The following is an 18,763-nucleotide window of genomic DNA, read 5'->3' as shown; positions in this document are numbered from 1 at the left end:
ATGGCTAAAAAAATGCCAGATGTTGGTGAATATAAATACGGCTTTTCTGATAAAGACGTTTCCATTTTCCGTTCAGAGCGCGGACTGACAAAAGAGATCGTTGAAGAAATTTCTCGTATGAAAGAAGAGCCTCAGTGGATGCTCGACTTCCGATTGAAATCTCTTGAGCACTTTTACAACATGCCGATGCCACAATGGGGCGGAGATTTAAATGCATTAAACTTTGATGAAATTACGTACTACGTAAAGCCATCAGAGCGCTCTGAGCGTTCTTGGGATGAAGTACCAGAAGAAATCAAACAAACCTTTGATAAGCTTGGGATCCCAGAAGCAGAGCAAAAGTACTTAGCAGGTGTATCTGCTCAGTATGAATCTGAAGTTGTGTATCACAACATGAAGCAAGACCTTGAAGATCTAGGCATTGTGTTTAAAGATACAGACAGCGCATTAAAAGAAAACGAAGACATCTTCCGTGAGCACTGGGCAAAGGTCATTCCGCCGACTGACAACAAATTTGCTGCGCTTAACTCGGCTGTATGGTCTGGTGGTTCATTTATCTACGTACCAAAAGGGATAAAAGTAGATACTCCACTTCAAGCATACTTCCGTATCAACTCTGAAAACATGGGTCAGTTCGAGCGTACACTGATTATCGTTGATGAAGGCGCACATGTGCATTACGTAGAAGGCTGTACAGCTCCAGTTTACACAACAAACTCACTTCACAGTGCGGTTGTTGAAATCATCGTGAAAAAAGGCGGCTACTGCCGTTATACAACGATTCAAAACTGGGCAAACAACGTCTTCAACCTTGTGACGAAACGTACAGTATGTGAAGAAAATGCAACGATGGAATGGATTGATGGAAACATCGGTTCTAAGCTGACAATGAAATACCCAGCGGTCATCCTAAAAGGTGAAGGCGCTCGTGGGATGACATTAAGTATTGCCCTAGCAGGTAAAGGTCAGCACCAAGATGCAGGTGCGAAAATGATTCACCTTGCACCAAACACTTCTTCAACGATCGTATCGAAATCAATTTCGAAACAAGGCGGTAAAGTCACATACCGTGGAATCGTTCATTTCGGACGTAAAGCAGAGGGTGCACGCTCAAACATCGAGTGTGACACACTCATCATGGATAACAAATCAACATCTGATACGATTCCTTACAATGAAATCCTAAACGACAACATTTCATTAGAGCACGAAGCGAAGGTATCAAAAGTATCAGAAGAGCAGCTATTCTACTTGATGAGCCGCGGAATTTCTGAAGAAGAAGCAACAGAAATGATCGTCATGGGCTTCATCGAGCCATTCACAAAAGAACTACCAATGGAATACGCCGTTGAAATGAACCGTTTGATTAAGTTTGAAATGGAAGGTTCTATTGGGTAATACACCTGAAAGGCCTGCTAAGTGTATTAGAGGTTTTGAAAGAATAATGAAAATCGGCCGGTGCCGATTCAGATTCTATCTTTTGTATAGGAGGCGAACTTTTTTTAGTTCGTCTTCTTCTATTTTCAGTAATTTCTATCGGTTAGAAACAAATTTTAAGCTGGCTCCTGATTCTAAAAGTAAAACTGAGTGGGTTTGTCTAAACAGTGCGTTTCTTTATAATCTACCCCAGCCTTTTTTTACAATAGTTTAACGTACTGTAGAAGGTGTTAAATAATTGCCAAGGTAATTTTGAGAGAAAATATTATCATTAATTTTATTTAATGATTTTATGTAAGTCTGTTTCGCTCAAAAAGTATATAACATATAATACAATTGATAATCTTTGCATCGTCGGTGCTTATAGGTTTTCATGTAATCGAGTATTTGTTTTAATTCATCCAAACTATAAAATTTTACTTCATCTTTATTTCAACATTATCTTTCGCTGAAACGTCTATCTGTTGGATGGGCAGTACGTCATTATATTCAACAAGAATTCGATAAAAAGGTGATTGATAAATCTTAGTTGGAGAAAATTCGATAATAGCACTATGATAAGTGGTGATTTTGAGGAATTTAAATTTATCATTGCACAACGAAGTAAATATAAGTGAAGGTTTGATTACAATAGATGTTAAAAAGACTATAATTTCTAATTCGAAACTTAAAGTATATACAATTTGAAGAATGTTAAATGACCGTTTAGTAGGTTTGTATATTACATCAACAAAGACGTAATAAGTAAAGCAAGACCAAGCTAGCTTAATTGCTGTCTTGGTCTTATATTTACAAATTTAACTAAATAATTAAAAGTATTTTTCTAAATATGTACTTACAAATTAAAGCCAATTTATTTCTAAATTAAAGTAAGATGCTCCAATACGAGGTCTTGTATCTACTATTTCAATATAATTCCAACCATAAGTTAGATCTGGAGCGAGTGCTATGTTTGTTAATCCAACTTGAATGAATTTTCCATTCAATATGCTGACTTTATGAGAATATTTACTATCAACTAGTACAGTGACGCCGTCAGAGCCAGTAAAATAAAATTTGAAATATTTAATAGGGTTAGACTTGTAGGTAAAAAATTGACCTCTACTGTTATTTTTTAGTTCAAAAGCTTTTTCATGAATACTGTTAGATGTGTTCATGATAGTAGAATGAGTTTGATTTTGATTGTTATTTTCAGCAGCAGATACATTACTAGTTAATCCACTAAACAGCCCTAGAGAAATAACAAGAACGAGTAATAATTTTTTCATAAACAAAAACCTCCTATAATTGTAAAACATTACAATTTTATGATAACATGAATATTTTTGGTTATCAAACTAATAATTGGGTTTATTTAATTGATAGATATGCTAATCAGGATCTTAAGGCATAGGTAGAGAAATTATTGATTAGTCGGCAAAATAATAAATAGGCGCTAATTTGAAAATTGAGTACCTGGTCTTTTATTGTTTATTCGTCACACTGTCTATCCTTTTGCGTAGCGTTTCGAGTAAATTGAGTAATTTTTTCATAATGAAGAAAAAATTTGTTAACTGAAAATACGGTTAATCGTTGTCAGACTATATTTGTTCAAACTGAATTGAAAAAAGTCGGTGAAGATGGATTGTAAACGACGTGCAAGTGCAATGCTGTGCCTTCTATTTTCGTGATAAAAAGAAGGGGTTGCAACCCTTCATATTATTCAGTTTCTTGCCCCATTAGGTATTTCTTTCGTGTCGAAATGGAAGGTTCAATCGGTTAATAATAAAAAAGACCAAAAACGTGATATCAAACGTTTTTGGTCTTTTTGTTTTTGAAAAAACAGATCTTACATCCCGCTAGGTGAGTAAAACGCATCAAAGGCTTTAGACAAATCGTCAGCTGCAGCTGTCAAGATCGTTTCTTCTTCTAAAATCGCTGTTCCTTGTGCTCGGACAATATGAAATTGTTGAAAGCCCATTAAGTTTTGGAATATTTCTTTTAGGTAGTAATGTGAAAATTCCAGAGGTGTGTATCGATCGTTATTTGTGAAAATTGAGCCGCTTGCTTGAAGCAAAAGTACACGATAATCGTCTGTCATCAGACCAACTGAACCATCTTCTGTATATTTAAACGTTTCTCTAGCAATCAAGATATTATCTATATAATCTTTCATACGTGACGTCACATTGAAATTATGAACAGGTGATACAATCACGATTCGATGATGTGCTTTGAATTGAGCCAATAAAGCAGATGAAGCAGCAGCAATTTTTTCTTCGGCAGTTGTTAATGTTTGTTCGGATGCTTGTTTATTCCAAATACGTAGCAGCTGGTCTTTTTCGATACGAGGAATTTCAGTTTCATGTAAATGTAACATTGTTGGTTCTTCATGAGGGAATCTTTCTTTAAAATGTTCTAAAAATAGTGTTTGCAGTTTGTGTGAATAACTTTCTCGATGAGTGAAATCAGGGTGCGCGTTAATAATTAATGTTTGCATATACATGCTCCTTTTCTTTTGATAAACTGAGTATAAAATATAAAGGTGACAAAACATGTCACCTTTTTCAAAAGGAAAAACAAATGAAAAAATCAGAACGATTAAATCAGGAACTTATTTTTTTAAGTGATAAGTACTCTTTTCAATTAAAGGATTTAGAAACCGAATTTGGTATATCGAAACGTACGGCGTTGAGAGATATGGAAGAACTAGAGTCCATGGGTTTAGCTTTTTATGTTGAAAATGGCAGACATGGAGGATATCGACTGGTGAAACAATCTCCAATGGTCCCTATTTATTTCAATATCGATGAAGTTCAAGCTATTTTTTTCGCGCTTAAAGCGCTAGATCTGGTGTCAGCCACACCATTTAAAAAGTCCTACTCACAAATTCGGCAAAAGCTGTTTGCCACAATGTCTGATGAGAGAAAACAAATGATTACGGAGACTTTGGAAGTGATTCATTACTATAATGTCGCACCAGTTAGTGAACAAAATCATTTGGAATTGATTTTACAGGCGATGATGGAAGATCAAATCGTGAAGATGACGTACACTCAATATGAAAATAAAAGGATCAGGCTGCAATTTCTTGAGTTATTTTATCGAAATGGGATTTGGTTCACCAAAGCATATGATGTTCAAAATAAAAAGTGGGGCATCTATAGATGTGATTTTATGAAGGACTTGATCATTGAAGAAGAAGGCAGTGACACCTTTACGAAGGAAGAATTAAAAGCAATGCAGGTCGAGTACGAAAAAACTTATCATGATATCTCATTTAAATGTCGATTAACGGAACAAGGAAAAGAAAAGTTTCTGAAGAATCATTATCCGAATATGAGATTAGAGATCGTTGATGATACTCCTTATATTATGGGTGGGTACAACCAAGAAGAATTATCGTATATGACTCATTATTTGATCTCATTTGGGAAACATGTAAAAATTGAATACCCAGATGAATTAAAAAAGAGTTATTTGACTCAATTGCAAGAAATGATGGATCAGTATTGAAAGTGAACGAATTGTCTCTGAATCACAAAAACTTCACATATTAAAAAAGGCGAACTGTAGCCATTCGCCTTTTTTCTTTTACTTCGCCGCATGAAATATATTGGTTTTCGATCTGTCATTGACCTTCCCATACGTCAGCTGACGCCAAATAAATTCCATCGGTCCATACTTAAAGCGCTTTAACCAAAACGTACTGAAAAGCGCAAGGAAGACATATACGCCAATAGCTATAAAGAACGTACCAGCCGGCTGGAGATGATCGACAAGCCCTGCTCCATACTTTAGAAATAGCATCGTTCCAATGATCGAGTGAAGCAAATAACAGGTCAGGGACATCCGTCCGACTTTTGTAAAGACCATTAAAGCACCTCGCAGCTGAGGAACGTGCAGAAACAGCATCGCAAGTGTACTCATATAAAACATACTGCCAGTTAATCCCCCGTTTTGTTCCAGAGCAGTGGCAATGTTCGCCCAGACTGTATTTTCAAGAGGATTGATCGCTGCTATGATCGTACTGCCTTGGGTGATGAGAAAAGCGATTGTACAAATGATCCAAATGCGATTCCAAATCGCTTTTTTCGCCTCCATGTTTTTGAAAAACGCCATTTTCACAAAATACACACCTAGTAAAAACATGAAGAACATGGAATAGACAGTAGAAAAAGAACTGGAAGCCATCGTGACCATATCTGTCCACCGATCACCGATAGATGCTAAATAAGTCAGACTGTTGTGGCTGATTAATTCAAAATCAGCAAAGTCCGGCTTGCCTGATGGTCCTGAACTGACGGTATTGAGCAGCATCGTGAAAAAGGGCGTGAGCAATTGAATGACAAAGAGTGCGATCAACCAGTATCCGATGGTTTTGGCTGTGCGTTTGTAAAAGAAAAGCAATAAAAAGCCAGCGACTGCATAATAGGCCAAAATATCACCAATCCAAACAAAAGTTAAATGCAGAAGGCCAAATCCTAAGAGAATGGTTAATCTGCGGGCAAACAGCTTGTTCGGATTGTTCACCCTCTGAGCAGCTCGATCCATAAAAATCATAAAACCAACCCCGAATAGGAAGGAGAACAACGTAATGAATTTCCCTGAGGCGAACCAATTCACCAAGTTATGAAAGACATCATTTGCTCCCATATCGGACCCCTTCGCCGAATCCACAATCAAAAAGTAATTCACCAGAATAATTCCCATTAGGGCAAATCCCCGTACGATGTCTAAGAAATGGATCCGATCTTTCAAACTCATCGCGTGTGCTACTTTGTTTGCATTCATATCCATGCTCCTTTTCTTGTTATGATAAATGTCATTCGGATCAGTTCAACGATCCTTACAATGAATCAATATACGTCCCAATTCTTAATAATTTATGAAGATCCAATTATTTGAAAATAAATGTGACAAATTGATGGAGGATGGTCAAATTCATAAACTGTTAAGATTTATGCTGTATCTTTTCACATAGCTAGATGATATATAGTAAAGGCATAATAGAAAGTACATCACGTATCATGAGGTGAGAGAGACATGACACATCGAATATTAGTCGTAGAAGATGATCAGGATATTGGAGACCTTTTGCAGGAATTCCTTACACGTGCTGGATATGAGGTGCTGAGAGCGATGAATGGCGAGCAAGCATTGAAGTTTGTGGACGATTCGCTCGATTTGGTGATTTTGGATGTGATGATGCCAGGCATATCAGGCATTGAAACGTGCCAGCAGATGAGAGCCTCTTCTAATGTCCCGATTCTGTTTCTAACAGCCAAATCAGGTACATTCGATAAAACCGAAGGCTTACTTGCCGGCGGGGATGATTATATGACAAAACCTTTTTCACAAGAGGAGCTTCATGCTAGAGTGATTGCACAATTACGCAGGTACACCGTCTATCAGGAAAAGAAGGAACAGGAAGAAACTTTTCTTGTTGGGGGCAAGCTGAGGGTGAGCGAAGAATTTAATGAAGTGTGGAAAGAAAATCAACAAATCAAGCTGTCTGATTTAGAATATCGTGTGCTCAAGCTGCTCATGAGCAGGCGAAACAAAATCTTTTCAGCCCAAAATATTTATGAGAGCGTGTGGGGACAGCCTTATTTCTATTGTTCCAACAATACGGTGATGGTGCATATTCGAAAGCTGCGTGCCAAAATTGAAGATGATCCGGCACGTCCTTTATATATCAAAACCGAATGGGGAAGAGGATACCGATTTGGCACATCGTAAATATACGTTAGCTAAAAAGCTGGCACTGCTGATTTTGACAGCTACGGTTGTGAGTGGACTTGTCTTTTTGACGCTGCAAAAAATCACCAATGACCTCATTGACGGATATTTGAGTTCAGACGAGTATTACGAGGCGGAGTCAGCTAGATATATTCAAAAATTCAGCCGCTATGTGTCTGAGAATGAGCTGTCTTCTACAGATCGACAAGCGTTTGGTGAGTGGGTGAAAAAAGAGAATTACATTAATTTGACCATCTTCAAGGATGAAGTGCTGCAATATGACTCCATCTATTCGGCTGCTGATGAATCGGCTTACGGAAAAGAAAAGGTGACCCAGTATGCTGAGCATCATTCGTATCCGGTTCAGTTTAGCGACGGTGAAGGCCGGGTCATGGTGGATGGTTTCTATTCATCTCGTTATCACGATCTTGCCTTTACACTTGAGCTGCTCGGAGCGACGCTTATTTTCCTCCTCATTGTTCTGCTTGGCATTCGCAAAAGTTTACGCTACCTGCAAACGATTCACCAAGACATTCATATTCTTGAAGGCGGTGAGCTGGATTACGAGATGACGGTGAAAGGGCATGATGAATTAGCGATGATTGCCAAAAGTATTGAGGATCTTCGTAAAGCTTTTCTGGACAAGCTTCAAGCCATCGATGAGCTGCAAGAAGAGAGCCGCAGCTTAGTTACTGAAATGTCACACGATATGAGAACACCGCTGACATCGCTAATGATGAATTTAGAGTTTGCGAAAAAAGAGGCGGCTGGGGAGGATACACGTAAAGATCAATATATAGCAAGTGCTTATGACAAAGCACTGCAATTGAAAAATCTGTCCGATAATCTGTTTGCCTATTTTCTGCTTGATAAAGAACATGAACCTGAGCTTGAGACCGTTGCAGTCAAAGAGGTCATTTACGATCTCCTATCAGATCAGGTGGCGATCTTGCAGCAAGAGACATTCAAGGTTCATCTTTTAGGAGAGCTGCCAGACAGCTATATCACCGTGAATGTCGAGGAGCTGGGCCGAGTGTTTGATAATCTGATGTCGAACATACTGAAATACGCTGACCCGAAAAAAGACATCAATCTCACGTTTCTATCCGACCAAGAAATCTTTGAGATCCATGTCAGCAATGCGATAAAAGAGACAAATGACACGCAGGAAAGCACTGGACTTGGTGAACGCAGCATCAAACGTATGATGTCTCGCATGCACGGGCAGTTTGAAAAGATGGAAAAGAACGGCGTTTACTACACCGTGCTGCGATTCTGGCACATCAAAATATAGATGACAAATGAATAATATGGAATGGAGAGGCAATCTAATGAAACGATTCAACAACTTCCAAAAAGTACCCGATCTCTTGCAAGGTCTTCTGAATATTTGTCTATTCTTTCTAGCTCTTGCTTTAAGCGTTCTCTTAATTAGTGAAACGTGGTATATTGTCCAATTTGTCTACAAGAATGTGGTCAACAAAGGAGAAAGCTATTATGAAATGCTTGGTGAGCTGCTGATCTTCTTTATGTACTTTGAGTTTATTGCCTTAATTATTAAGTACTTTAAATCAAACTTTCATTTTCCGCTTCGCTATTTTATTTATATCGGCATCACAGCCGTCATCCGTTTGATTATCATCGATCATAAAGAGGCAGTATCGACCTTCTGGTGGGCGCTGACTATTTTAGCTATGACTGTTGCACTTTTTATCGCTAGTAAACGACATGCGGTTCAGGAGAATGAAGAAGTGAAGTGAGGGAAGAAGACGAATGATGACCGTTCGTCTTTTTTCATGTCTGGAGATTGACGAAATGAACATTCAGTCGTCATCTGTCTATTAATGAACGGTTAGGATCAGATTGACAATTGATTGTCATGCGTCTAAAAAGTAGAATATGAGTAACAATAAATAAACAGTTGTTCATTAATGAATATCTGTTTGTGATGATGAGTGATCATCAGGATAAAAAGGTTATTTCAAAAGTGGTTTACTTGATGTGCGTATTCTTATGGTATGCTTTAGAAGCCTTTTCTTTCCAAGAGACATCGAACATCATGATTCTATGAACAGGGGTCGATCATATGAGAAGTATTCAAAGCTTTTTAGTAGAAAAGCTGATTGTTTTGACGAAAAAGAAACTCAATGTAAATGATTATCTAGAAGAACGAAGAAGGGCAAATGAATTACCTTATGAATTGCCTGAAAAAATTAAGAATAAGTACAAAATCACTAAAAATCACTCGTTTCCAGTCGATACGTATATGTTGAAATCAAATGTCCAGCCGGATGACCATCAAGTATTGTTTATACACGGTGGCGGCTATATTGAACAGCCTTTGACTTGGCATTGGCGTTTTTTAGACCGATTGACGAAGCAATTAAATAGTACGGTGTATGTGCCGGTTTATCCAAAAGCACCGAACCATCAGTATATGGATGCGATCGAGAGTGTCCTTCCTGTGTACCAAGCTCTTTTAGAGAAAGGAACACCTGAAAATATCGTCATCATGGGTGACTCTGCTGGCGGAGGTTTATCGTTAGCTTTTGCTCAATACTTGGCAAAAAAGGGCTTGCCGCAGCCTGGGAATATCATTCTTTTATCACCATGGCTAGATGTTACATTAAGCAACCCAGATATCGCTGCGATGGTTCCAAAAGAACCAATGCTCAATCTAGCCTTATTAATTGAAGCAGGAAAAAGATATGCGGGTGACATGGATGAAACACACCACTTAGTCAGTCCAATCTATGGAGAGATCAAAGCACTGGGACGAATTTCTGTTTTTATAGGCACTCACGAATTCTTCCTCCCAGATGCCCGTAAATTCAAAGAGATAGCAGAGAAGCAGGGGGTTCCAATAAACTATATAGAATATCCTAAAATGAATCATGTGTTTCCTGTTTTCCCTATACCAGAAGCAAAAAAAGCGTTAAACCAAATTGTCGAGATTATTGAAAGTAATACCTTCCCTTTGAAAGAATGCAATGAATAAGATATAGGAATGAGGATGACTAGCGCAGCTGGCCATTCTCGTTTCTGTTTGAAGGAGCGAAACATTGACAGATACCAAGAACGAACCATTCTCATTTGCCAGTATGCAGCAGGCAGCACCTGTTCATATTCCAGAAAGACAATTCATGCCATCACACGACGGCACAAGCCTTGCATATTATCCATTTTTAGCAGAAAAGCAGAACGTGGCAAATGTCATCTTGATTCATGGTGGAGGCGCTCACAGCCTAGCTGGTTACGAGCATATCGCCTATACACTTCAGCATGATTTCCATGTGAATACGTTTTTAATCGATTTAAGAGGTCACGGCCATTCGGAAGGAAAAAAGGGTGATACACCTAGTGTCACAGATGTGTGGCAAGATATTTCGCAGTTTGTGGATACAGTCAAACAGCAGCATAAAGGAGCTGTTTATCTTTGCGGGCATTCTTCTGGAGCGGGATTACTGCTAAATTACCTATGTTGGCCGAAAAAAAGAGAAGTAGACGGTTACTTTTTTATTGCACCTGAATTTGGCTATCAATCAGACACTGCAAGACCTGATCAAATTCCTTTTGCGACCGTTCAAGTATGGAAATTCGTTTTGTCTGCTATGACAAAAGGAATGCTGATGGGTCATTCTGAAGCCGTGCGTTTTCATTATCCAGCATGGGTAGTTGAGCAGGATCCGCTTCTATTAACAGCCATCACCGTCAATCTATCACTTGCTTTAACCCCTTCTGAACCTAAAAAACAATTTGCTAAGATTGATCGACCCTATGCGATGATAGTAGGCAGCGAGGATGAGCTGTATGATATAGAAAAATTTTCTGCCTATCATGAACTGCCAAATGAAGAGATCAAGCAACAATCAGTCTATGAAGTGCTGGATGGATATACCCATTTGTCGGTGTTACTCGAAGCGGGAAAACAGATTGGCGAGACCATCCAAATGTGGTATCGCTCTATTTAGTATGTACAACTAGTCAACACTCTCCCTTTTTCTTAAAAATTTACATTGACACCATCCTTTTCTATGATAAAATCATAGTGTGATAATGAGAATCGTTATCAAACGATATGACTACATATAGAATGGATAGGTGAGGTACATGTTCAAAAAATCTTTTTGGTCGCTAATAGTTGTGCTCTCCATCGTTTTACTTGCAGCTTGCGGCAGCAATAGCAGTGAAGGCAAGTCAAATAGTAAAGAAAAAGCAAGAACCGTTGAAAGCGCTATCGGTTCAACTGAAATTAAAGGATCGCCTAAACGTGTGGTGACGCTGTACCAAGGAGCAACCGATGCAGCAGTCGCGATGGGTATTAAACCAGTGGGTGTTGTTGAATCATGGCTTGAAGCACCTACGTATAAATATTTAAGAGATGACTTAAAGGATGTCAAAATTGTTGGGCAGGAAATACAGCCAAACCTAGAGGAAATTGAAAAGCTTAACCCAGATTTGATTATTGCATCAAAAGTCCGCCACGAGCAAATTTTTGATCAGCTGAAAGAAATCGCTCCAACTGTTGCAACAGAAACAGTGTTCACATTTAAAGATACAGTGAAATTAATGGGTGAAGCGTTAAATCAGCAAGACAAATCAAAAGAATTGCTGACGAAGTGGGATGACCGCGTCGCTGACTTCAAAGAAAAAGCGAAAAAAGACATCAAAAACTGGCCAATGAGTGTATCTGTAGTGAACTTCCGTGCAGATCATGCTAGAATCTATCAAACTGGTTTCGCAGGTTCCATTTTAACAGAGCTAGGCTTTGAAGGACCTAAGAATGTCAAAGATAAAAAGCAAGACATTATTACACTTACAGACAAAGAGAGCATTCCGCAAATGGATGCAGATGTGATCTATTACTTCATGGATGACCAGGATAAAGCGGTTGAAAAAGCATATAAAGAGTGGACGAGTCATCCTTTATGGAAGCAGCTTGACGCAGTGAAAGCGAAACAAGTGCATAAAGTCGATGAAATCACTTGGAACATGGGCGGCGGTATTATTGCTGCAAACATGATGCTTGATGATATTTATGATCGTCTCGGCATTGATAAATAAGGATAACAGAGGAGAAAATGTGAAAAACCATTTTCTCCTTTTTCCATAACAGATTGAAAGCGGGAATCAGATGAGAAGTTTATTAAAAAAGGATTCGAGCAAGGCGCTGCTTTTTGTTGGATTCGTCGTATTGATGTTGGTCTTTTTTATGCTCAGCATTTCTCTTGGGCAAACCTCCATTTCCCTCAAAGCCACCATCCATGCGTTTCTTCAATTTGATGAATCGGATCCAAACAGTGTCATTGTCATGACATCCAGATTATCAAGAGCTTTAATTGCAACTGTTGTTGGATCAAGTCTAGCCATTTCAGGTGCACTGATGCAGGCATTAACGAGAAACCCGCTTGCAGCACCAGATTTGTTAGGAATTAATGCAGGTGGACTATTTTTTATCGTCATTTCGATTGTTTTCTTTTCAACAGAGTCATTAACAGGCTATATGTGGACAGCCTTTCTAGGTGCGGCAATTGCAGGGATGCTTGTTTTTCTTTTGGGTTCCATTGGAAGAGATGGATTGACACCGGTCAAAATTGTCCTTGCGGGAGCGGCAATATCTGCACTGTTTGCGTCCTTTACACAAGGACTTTTAATCGTGAATGAACAGTCGATTCAAAGCATCCTGTTCTGGATGGCGGGTTCAGTGTCTGGAAGAAGCATTGATATGCTGCTGCCTGTTTTGCCTTATATTTTAGGTGCGACAGTTGTGGCGCTGCTTCTTGGACGTTCCATCAACGTCCTTTTGTCAGGAGATGATATTGCGAAGGGACTTGGCCAGCGTACGCTGATGCTGAAAATCACGATGGGGGTTCTCGTCGTCTTTTTAGCGGGTGGTTCCGTCGCTGTTGCTGGTTCAATTGGCTTTGTTGGTTTTCTTGTGCCGCATATTGTGAAAAAGCTTGTCGGACCTGACCACCGCTGGGTACTGCCTTATTGTGCCGTAGTGGGGGCGTCTCTATTACTTGTCGCAGACCTTGCGGCTCGTTTTCTGATCATGCCGCAGGAAGTACCGATTGGTGTCATGACGGCGGTAGCAGGAGCGCCTCTGTTTGTTTATCTCGTGCGCAAGGGGTTGAAGACAGGTGGCTAAAACATATACAGTGCGTTCAAAGGGCGGACGCATTTCATTTCAATTTTCAAAGCGGACGTTTTTAATTTTACTTTTATTGACGGCCATTGCTTTTGGGTTATTTATTCTCAGTCTCTGTATGGGCAGCCGATTTATTTCGCCTGTGGATGTGCTTCTTCATTTAATCGGTCAGGGAGAGGGAAATACCTTTGTGCTTAATACACTGAGGATCCCAAGAACATTGCTGGCTGTCTTAGTGGGAGCCGCACTTGCGGTATCAGGGCTTATTTTGCAAGGGTTAATCCGCAATCCACTTGCATCACCTGACATCATTGGGATTACGAGTGGTGCTTCGTTCGGTGCGATTATGTTTATTGTTTTTTGGATGGGCACTGTACCTATTGCGTATCAATCCTTGTGGGCGATTGCCGGGGCGTTTGCCGTCTCGTGTCTGATTTATTTGCTTTCATGGAAAAAAGGAGTCAAGCCGATCACACTTGTTCTAATGGGCATCGGGATTTCTGCCATCATGAAGGCGTGTGTGACGTTTACTCTTGTTCTTAGTGATACGATGACGACGACAAAATCATATATTTGGCTGACAGGCAGTTTATATGGTTCTACGATGAAGGACGTCACGTCGATGCTTCCTTGGATCATGATCATTTTACCGATTGTCATGGTGTTAGCAAGAACGATGAATGTGAAAGAGCTTGGAGATGATCTTGCAACAGGCCTCGGGGTGAAAGTACAGGCAAAAAGGCTATTCTTTCTATTGATGAGTGTGACATTGGCGGGAATTGCTGTTGCCTTTGCAGGCGGTATTGAATTTGTTGGACTGATGGCGCCGCATGTCGCACGGATGATCATCGGACGTTCCTTCATTGCGCTTGTCCCGGCATCTGCACTTGTTGGCAGTATCCTCGTGATGCTCGCAGATTTAGTCGCTAGAACGGCTTTTCTACCGTTAGATGTACCAGCAGGTGTATTCACAGCTGCAATTGGGGCACCGTTCTTTATTTATTTGTTATACCAGCAGAGAAATCGATAAACGAAAGATGGAGGTTTTGATATGAGGCCAGAGTGGGTTGAGAGAGAATTACTTGATTTCGGCGTACACATCACAAATGGACCAATGACATCTGATCGCACACTTGCCGCGCTTTTTTCAGAAGCATCTGTCCTGCGTTTATTAGAGGCTGAAAAAGAAGCGATGCATGCACCGAATTTAGCTGTAGCGTCGTCGATGTTTTCAAAGCGTTATGCCTACTTAGCGGTCAGTTCCTCTTTGTACATGATGACGCTGTATGACGGTGTCTATCAGTTTCCACCAGAGGCATGTGTCTTTAGAGAGGATCGGAAAATCGAAATTGATGAGTCATTGTGTTCGTTTGTTTCATTAGAAGGAGATCGGAATAAATGGAGAGAGCAGGTTGTGCATGCGCTGTTTACGGAGTGTGTTACACCTCTTTTAGATGTATTAAAGCGCACGTCAAGACTTCCATATTCTGTTTTATGGGAGAATGTAGCAGTTCGTATCAATTCTCTTTATCGCAGCATGATGCGGGAGGCTGAAGACCCTGCTGTGAAGCAGCGCGTACGGGAGGACTATCTGTATCTGAAGCAAGCAGCGGGGAATGTATTCGGAGCAAAACAAAATCCATTTCATCACAGCTTAAACTTAGATGACAGTTTACTAGAAACATCCAATCGAAAGACTTGCTGTATGTATTATAAGCTCGAGAAAAAATCGGAGAGTCTCGATTATTGTCTTGTCTGTCCACTTGATAAAAAGAAAGGCACTGCTTGTTCGTAGCAGTGCCTTTCTTTTTTATTCCCAAATCGCACTTGCCCATTCTGGGTGATCGATAAAGGGATTGCGGTTGTTCTGGTATGTTTGATAAATGATCTCGTTGCGGTTTCGTTCGATTTGATCGACAGGATCTTGTTTGTGCCACTTGAGGAGTACGGACATTTTGCCATGGAGAGGGGCGCTGCCATTATTCACTTTTTCGTTTAATTCTAAATCTGGAAAGCGGTCATCCCCTTCGTATCGCACTGCCATATAAAAGAGCATTCTTGCCACATCCCCTTTCACCCGGCTATGAGGTTCGAATGAGTCGCTATCGTAGAAATTGCCCGGTGCTGCCTTGTATTCATTTCCGCCCATATCAAAATCTAAATTTCCACGTGTGCTATTCGTTTGTACGTCTGTTGCCCGCAGGTGATGGAGATCTGTACCTGGGCCTTGGCTTGTCCCAAAATTGCCGTGTGACTTAGCCCACACATGCTCCCGGTTCCACTGACCAACATTTCCGCCATTCGCTTGCTTTGAGCGAGAGACACCGCTATAGAGCAAGAGCACATTGCTTGGATTCTTTGGATCTTCATCTGTTTTCTTTAAGGCATCCCAAACCTGGCTGTAGGATAGCTGCTTATGATCATCAATAATGTCGTGTAAAGCTTTCTTTAGAGCGGGTCCTGATTTGCCATTAGCAGTTTGATAATAGGAATCGATTTGACTTGTAGCTGTTGTTTTCGTTTGTTGTGCAGATGTTTCGTTTTGAAGCTGTAACGGGGAAAATGTGATGGTTTGGCTCGGTTCATTCAGAGTAAAGCTTTGAGCATTCGCAGCTTGCGGCAGCGGGGCGGCTAACGTACCGAATATCATGATTCCGGCAGCCACAGTTCCAAATAAGGTTCTCTTCATTCGATTTCCTCCTTAATAGGGAATGTATTCTCTTTATTTCTATCATAATGTCGGAAAGAAATAAATGGATTTATCGTAAATTTTATGTAATAAATTCGCAGGAAAAGAGATTGCTATTTTATCAGCATTACGGTATAAGTGGGCATATAGGATGACAGCAAGGGAAAGGATGGATAACGTGAAAGAACTACAAATACCTTCAAGAACGATTATGACACCAGGACCTGTTGAAGTAGATCCCAGGGTACTCCGTGTGATGAGTACGCCAATTCTCGGTCAATTTGATCCAGCATTTACACATATCATGAATGAGACGATGACTTTATTGCGTTCCCTTTTTCAAACAGAAAATGAATGGGCTTTTCCAATTGATGGCACGTCTCGTTCAGGGCTTGAAGCTGTGCTTGCCAGTGTCATTGAGCCGGGAGATTCGATGCTTGTGCCTGTCTTTGGCCGGTTCGGTCATCTTCTCATTGAAATAGGACAGCGCTATGGGGCTGATGTACATACAATGGAATGTGAATGGGGAACGGTTTTTGACCCTAGTGATATCATTCAGAAAATGAAGCAGGTTAAGCCTAAAATCGTTGCGATGGTCCATGGTGAAACATCCACCGGTCGATTGCAGCCGCTTGAGCAAATCGGTGAAGCGTGCCGAGCACTGGATGCGTTGTTCATTGTAGACGCTGTAGCAACCATTGGCGGGGTCCAGGTGAAAGTGGACGAATGGAAGATTGATGCGGCGATTGGCGGTACGCAGAAGTGCTTGTCAGTTCCATCAGGTATGTCCCCTATCACGTATAATGAACGGGTGGCAGCTGTCGTTGAGTCGAGAAAGAAAGTGGAAAAGGGTATTGCGACACAGGATGAATTGCAGGAGCAAATGGATATTTCGCCAATTAAAAGCAATTACTTTGATCTCAGCCAGCTCCAGGATTATTGGAGCCCTAGGCGATTAAATCATCATACAGAAGCGACAACGATGCTCTATGCACTTCGTGAAGGGGTTCGTGTTGTGCTGGAAGAAGGTCTGTCTGAGCGTTTTCAAAGGCACGCATATCACGAGAAAGCCTTGATGAAAGGTCTTGAAGCGATGGGACTTCAATTGTTCGGTGATCCACATTGTAAAATGCCAGTTGTGACATGTATTGAGATTCCAAGTGGTATGGATGGAGAAGCGGTACGTGCCGATTTGCTTAAGCATTTTGGTATTGAAATTGCCAGCTCCTTTGGACCGCTAGCCGGACGTATATGGAGAATTGGTACCATGGGCTATAGCTGCCGAAAAGAAAATGTGCTCTTTGTGTTAGCAGGGCTAGAAGCAATTCTAATCAAGCATGGTGCGTCTATCCATTGCGGTGCAGGGCTTCAGGCGGCTCTTTCTATCTATGAACAAGGTGAATAAAGTCATAAGGATACTCGCTATTTGCGGGTATTTTTTATTTGGAAAAGAAAACTAAATTTTGAAAAACTAGACTTATAGACAGTGATATCGCTATACTGAAGAAGTTCTGATCATTTTTGTCATCATTTTCATTTATTTAGCAGAAAGAGGTTTTTTGATATGAAAAAAATGGGCAGATTATATATTTTGATGCTCAATATTTTTATTGCCATGCTTGGCTTTGGCCTCATTGTCCCTGTCATGCCAAGTTACATTGAGGCCTTTGGCGCAACAGGAAAAACACTCGGTTTTCTTGTCGCTGCAACAGGTCTCACACAGTTTGCTTTATCGCCGGTCGCAGGCGCACTGACCGATCGATTTGGACGTAGAAAATTGATCATTGCCGGGATCGCCGGCTTTACGATTGCCCAGTTTATTTTTGCATTTGCTGATCAGCTTTGGATGCTGTTTGTGTCTCGGTTTTTAGGTGGTGCTGCCGGAGCTTTACTCATGCCAGCCATGTTTGCATACATCGCTGATATCACAAGTGAGAAGGATCGAGGGAAAGGAATGGGGCTATTTAGTGCAGCAATGACGTTAGGCTTTGTCATTGGACCAGGCGTAGGCGGCTATTTGGTCGAGTACGGAATCGCTTTTCCTTTTCTCATCGCAGGTTCCTTTGCAGCTCTTTCTACCCTATTGTCCATCCTGTTTTTACCTGAAACATTAACAAAGGAAAAGCAGGAAGAAGCGCGGTTAAACAAAGACATTCATTTCAACCCATTTGTACAAATGATGCAAGCTTTAAAGACATCCTACGGTTTTTTGTTTATATTGGCGTTTGTACTCAATTTTGGCATCATTCACTTTGAATCGATTTTCGGCTTATATGTAGATCAAAAACATGGATTTACACCGAAGGATATTGCGTTTGTGATTACAGTTGCGGGTCTTGCTGGCGTGCTTGTCCAAGGTGCGTTGGTGAATGCCTCTGTGAAACGATTTGGTGAAATGCGCGTCGTGCGTTATGCCCTGCTGGGAGCGGCTTTGATGCTCATCGTCTGCCGTGTTGCGCCGTCATTTTGGCTGATCTTTGCAGGCTCTATTTTATTTTTGTCGGCTACATCATTTGTTCGTCCAGCCCTCAATACATTGCTGTCCAAAATGGCAGGTAATCAGCAAGGAGTAGCGGGAGGCCTCAATACATCCTTTATGAGCCTTGCCAATATTGTTGGACCGAGCCTTGCGGGCATTTTATTTGATGTGAATATTGAGTTCCCTTTTATGCTCGGAACACTGGTGCTTTGCATAAGCTTCATTGCATCCATCGTGTGGGGGAAAAAAGTGCAGCAGCGTTCTGCAATTTCTTAAAATTCAATTA

At 40.6% G+C, this 18,763-nt stretch carries 17 protein-coding genes; 13 read left to right on the top strand and 4 right to left on the bottom strand.

From position 1 onward, the window contains the following. A complete protein-coding gene (gene sufB / locus ACQYAC_RS09265; protein WP_058013733.1) occupies positions 1 to 1,398 on the top strand; it encodes a Fe-S cluster assembly protein SufB in 1,398 nt (465 codons plus the stop codon). A gap of 881 nt (positions 1,399 to 2,279) precedes the next feature. Here the strand turns inward: sufB and ACQYAC_RS09260 are convergent. Both ACQYAC_RS09260 and ACQYAC_RS09255 read right to left on the bottom strand, forming a co-directional pair. Then, positions 2,280 to 2,705, bottom strand: coding sequence for a hypothetical protein (locus tag ACQYAC_RS09260; RefSeq protein ID WP_429943160.1), 426 nt, complete (start codon positions 2,703 to 2,705; stop codon positions 2,280 to 2,282). A 560-nt stretch (positions 2,706 to 3,265) separates the two neighbouring features. After that, positions 3,266 to 3,916 carry an FMN-dependent NADH-azoreductase gene (locus tag ACQYAC_RS09255; RefSeq protein WP_429943159.1) on the bottom strand — a complete coding sequence of 217 codons (651 nt, stop codon included), beginning with the start codon at positions 3,914 to 3,916 and terminating at the stop codon, positions 3,266 to 3,268. An 83-nt stretch (positions 3,917 to 3,999) separates the two neighbouring features. On the opposite strand from ACQYAC_RS09255, the gene ACQYAC_RS09250 reads away from it, so the two are divergent. Continuing rightward, on the top strand, positions 4,000 to 4,932 hold the full coding sequence (locus tag ACQYAC_RS09250) for a helix-turn-helix transcriptional regulator (protein ID WP_429943158.1): 933 nt from the start codon (positions 4,000 to 4,002) through the stop codon (positions 4,930 to 4,932). Positions 4,933 to 5,010: 78 nt separating this feature from the next. Here the strand turns inward: ACQYAC_RS09250 and ACQYAC_RS09245 are convergent, their stop codons facing one another. After that, a complete protein-coding gene (locus tag ACQYAC_RS09245; protein WP_429943157.1) occupies positions 5,011 to 6,210 on the bottom strand; it encodes a DUF418 domain-containing protein in 1,200 nt (399 codons plus the stop codon). 252 nt (positions 6,211 to 6,462) lie between these two features. On the opposite strand from ACQYAC_RS09245, the gene ACQYAC_RS09240 reads away from it, so the two are divergent. The 9 genes from ACQYAC_RS09240 to ACQYAC_RS09200 all read left to right on the top strand — a co-directional run bounded on the left by ACQYAC_RS09240 (position 6,463) and on the right by ACQYAC_RS09200 (position 15,104). Further along, positions 6,463 to 7,158 (top strand): response regulator transcription factor, encoded by a 696-nt coding sequence (locus tag ACQYAC_RS09240; RefSeq protein ID WP_429943156.1) that lies wholly within the window; start codon positions 6,463 to 6,465, stop codon positions 7,156 to 7,158. Next, positions 7,145 to 8,452: a HAMP domain-containing sensor histidine kinase gene (locus tag ACQYAC_RS09235; protein ID WP_429943155.1), complete on the top strand. Its 1,308-nt coding sequence runs from the start codon at positions 7,145 to 7,147 to the stop codon at positions 8,450 to 8,452. The genes ACQYAC_RS09240 and ACQYAC_RS09235 overlap by 14 nt, the downstream gene beginning before the upstream one ends. A 37-nt stretch (positions 8,453 to 8,489) precedes the next feature. Beyond that, complete coding sequence (psiE, locus tag ACQYAC_RS09230) at positions 8,490 to 8,918, top strand: phosphate-starvation-inducible protein PsiE (protein WP_058013739.1); 429 nt, start codon at positions 8,490 to 8,492, stop codon at positions 8,916 to 8,918. Between the two features lie 326 nt (positions 8,919 to 9,244). Continuing rightward, complete coding sequence (locus tag ACQYAC_RS09225) at positions 9,245 to 10,156, top strand: alpha/beta hydrolase (protein ID WP_429943154.1); 912 nt, start codon at positions 9,245 to 9,247, stop codon at positions 10,154 to 10,156. Positions 10,157 to 10,220: 64 nt separating this feature from the next. Further along, positions 10,221 to 11,129 carry an alpha/beta fold hydrolase gene (locus ACQYAC_RS09220; protein WP_429943153.1) on the top strand — a complete coding sequence of 303 codons (909 nt, stop codon included), beginning with the start codon at positions 10,221 to 10,223 and terminating at the stop codon, positions 11,127 to 11,129. A gap of 139 nt (positions 11,130 to 11,268) precedes the next feature. Continuing rightward, entirely contained in the window at positions 11,269 to 12,222 is a 954-nt protein-coding gene (locus ACQYAC_RS09215) for an ABC transporter substrate-binding protein (RefSeq protein WP_429943152.1), read from the top strand. Positions 12,223 to 12,292: 70 nt separating this feature from the next. Then, positions 12,293 to 13,309, top strand: a complete 1,017-nt coding sequence (locus ACQYAC_RS09210) for a FecCD family ABC transporter permease (protein ID WP_144461841.1) — start codon at positions 12,293 to 12,295, stop codon at positions 13,307 to 13,309. Continuing rightward, on the top strand, positions 13,302 to 14,339 hold the full coding sequence (locus ACQYAC_RS09205; RefSeq protein ID WP_144556492.1) for a FecCD family ABC transporter permease: 1,038 nt from the start codon (positions 13,302 to 13,304) through the stop codon (positions 14,337 to 14,339). The genes ACQYAC_RS09210 and ACQYAC_RS09205 overlap by 8 nt, the downstream gene beginning before the upstream one ends. Positions 14,340 to 14,360: 21 nt before the next feature. Then, positions 14,361 to 15,104, top strand: a complete 744-nt coding sequence (locus ACQYAC_RS09200; protein ID WP_429943151.1) for an IucA/IucC family C-terminal-domain containing protein — start codon at positions 14,361 to 14,363, stop codon at positions 15,102 to 15,104. A gap of 15 nt (positions 15,105 to 15,119) precedes the next feature. On the opposite strand, the gene ACQYAC_RS09195 is transcribed toward ACQYAC_RS09200, so the two are convergent. Further along, positions 15,120 to 15,998, bottom strand: coding sequence for an endonuclease I family protein (locus ACQYAC_RS09195; RefSeq protein WP_180310146.1), 879 nt, complete (start codon positions 15,996 to 15,998; stop codon positions 15,120 to 15,122). Positions 15,999 to 16,167: 169 nt separating this feature from the next. On the opposite strand from ACQYAC_RS09195, the gene ACQYAC_RS09190 reads away from it, so the two are divergent. Together ACQYAC_RS09190 and ACQYAC_RS09185 are read left to right on the top strand one after the other, a co-directional pair. Continuing rightward, positions 16,168 to 17,403, top strand: coding sequence for a pyridoxal-phosphate-dependent aminotransferase family protein (locus tag ACQYAC_RS09190; protein WP_058013905.1), 1,236 nt, complete (start codon positions 16,168 to 16,170; stop codon positions 17,401 to 17,403). Between the two features lie 159 nt (positions 17,404 to 17,562). Next, a complete protein-coding gene (locus ACQYAC_RS09185; RefSeq protein ID WP_061409525.1) occupies positions 17,563 to 18,753 on the top strand; it encodes an MFS transporter in 1,191 nt (396 codons plus the stop codon). The last annotated feature ends 10 nt before the right edge of the window (positions 18,754 to 18,763 follow it).

Source organism: Bacillus sp. MM09(2025) (genome assembly GCF_050496725.1).
Classification (GTDB): Bacteria; Bacillota; Bacilli; order Bacillales; family Bacillaceae; genus Bacillus; species Bacillus pumilus.
Note: the sequence above shows the minus strand (reverse complement) of the source record. Positions and strands in the feature narration are given on the sequence as shown.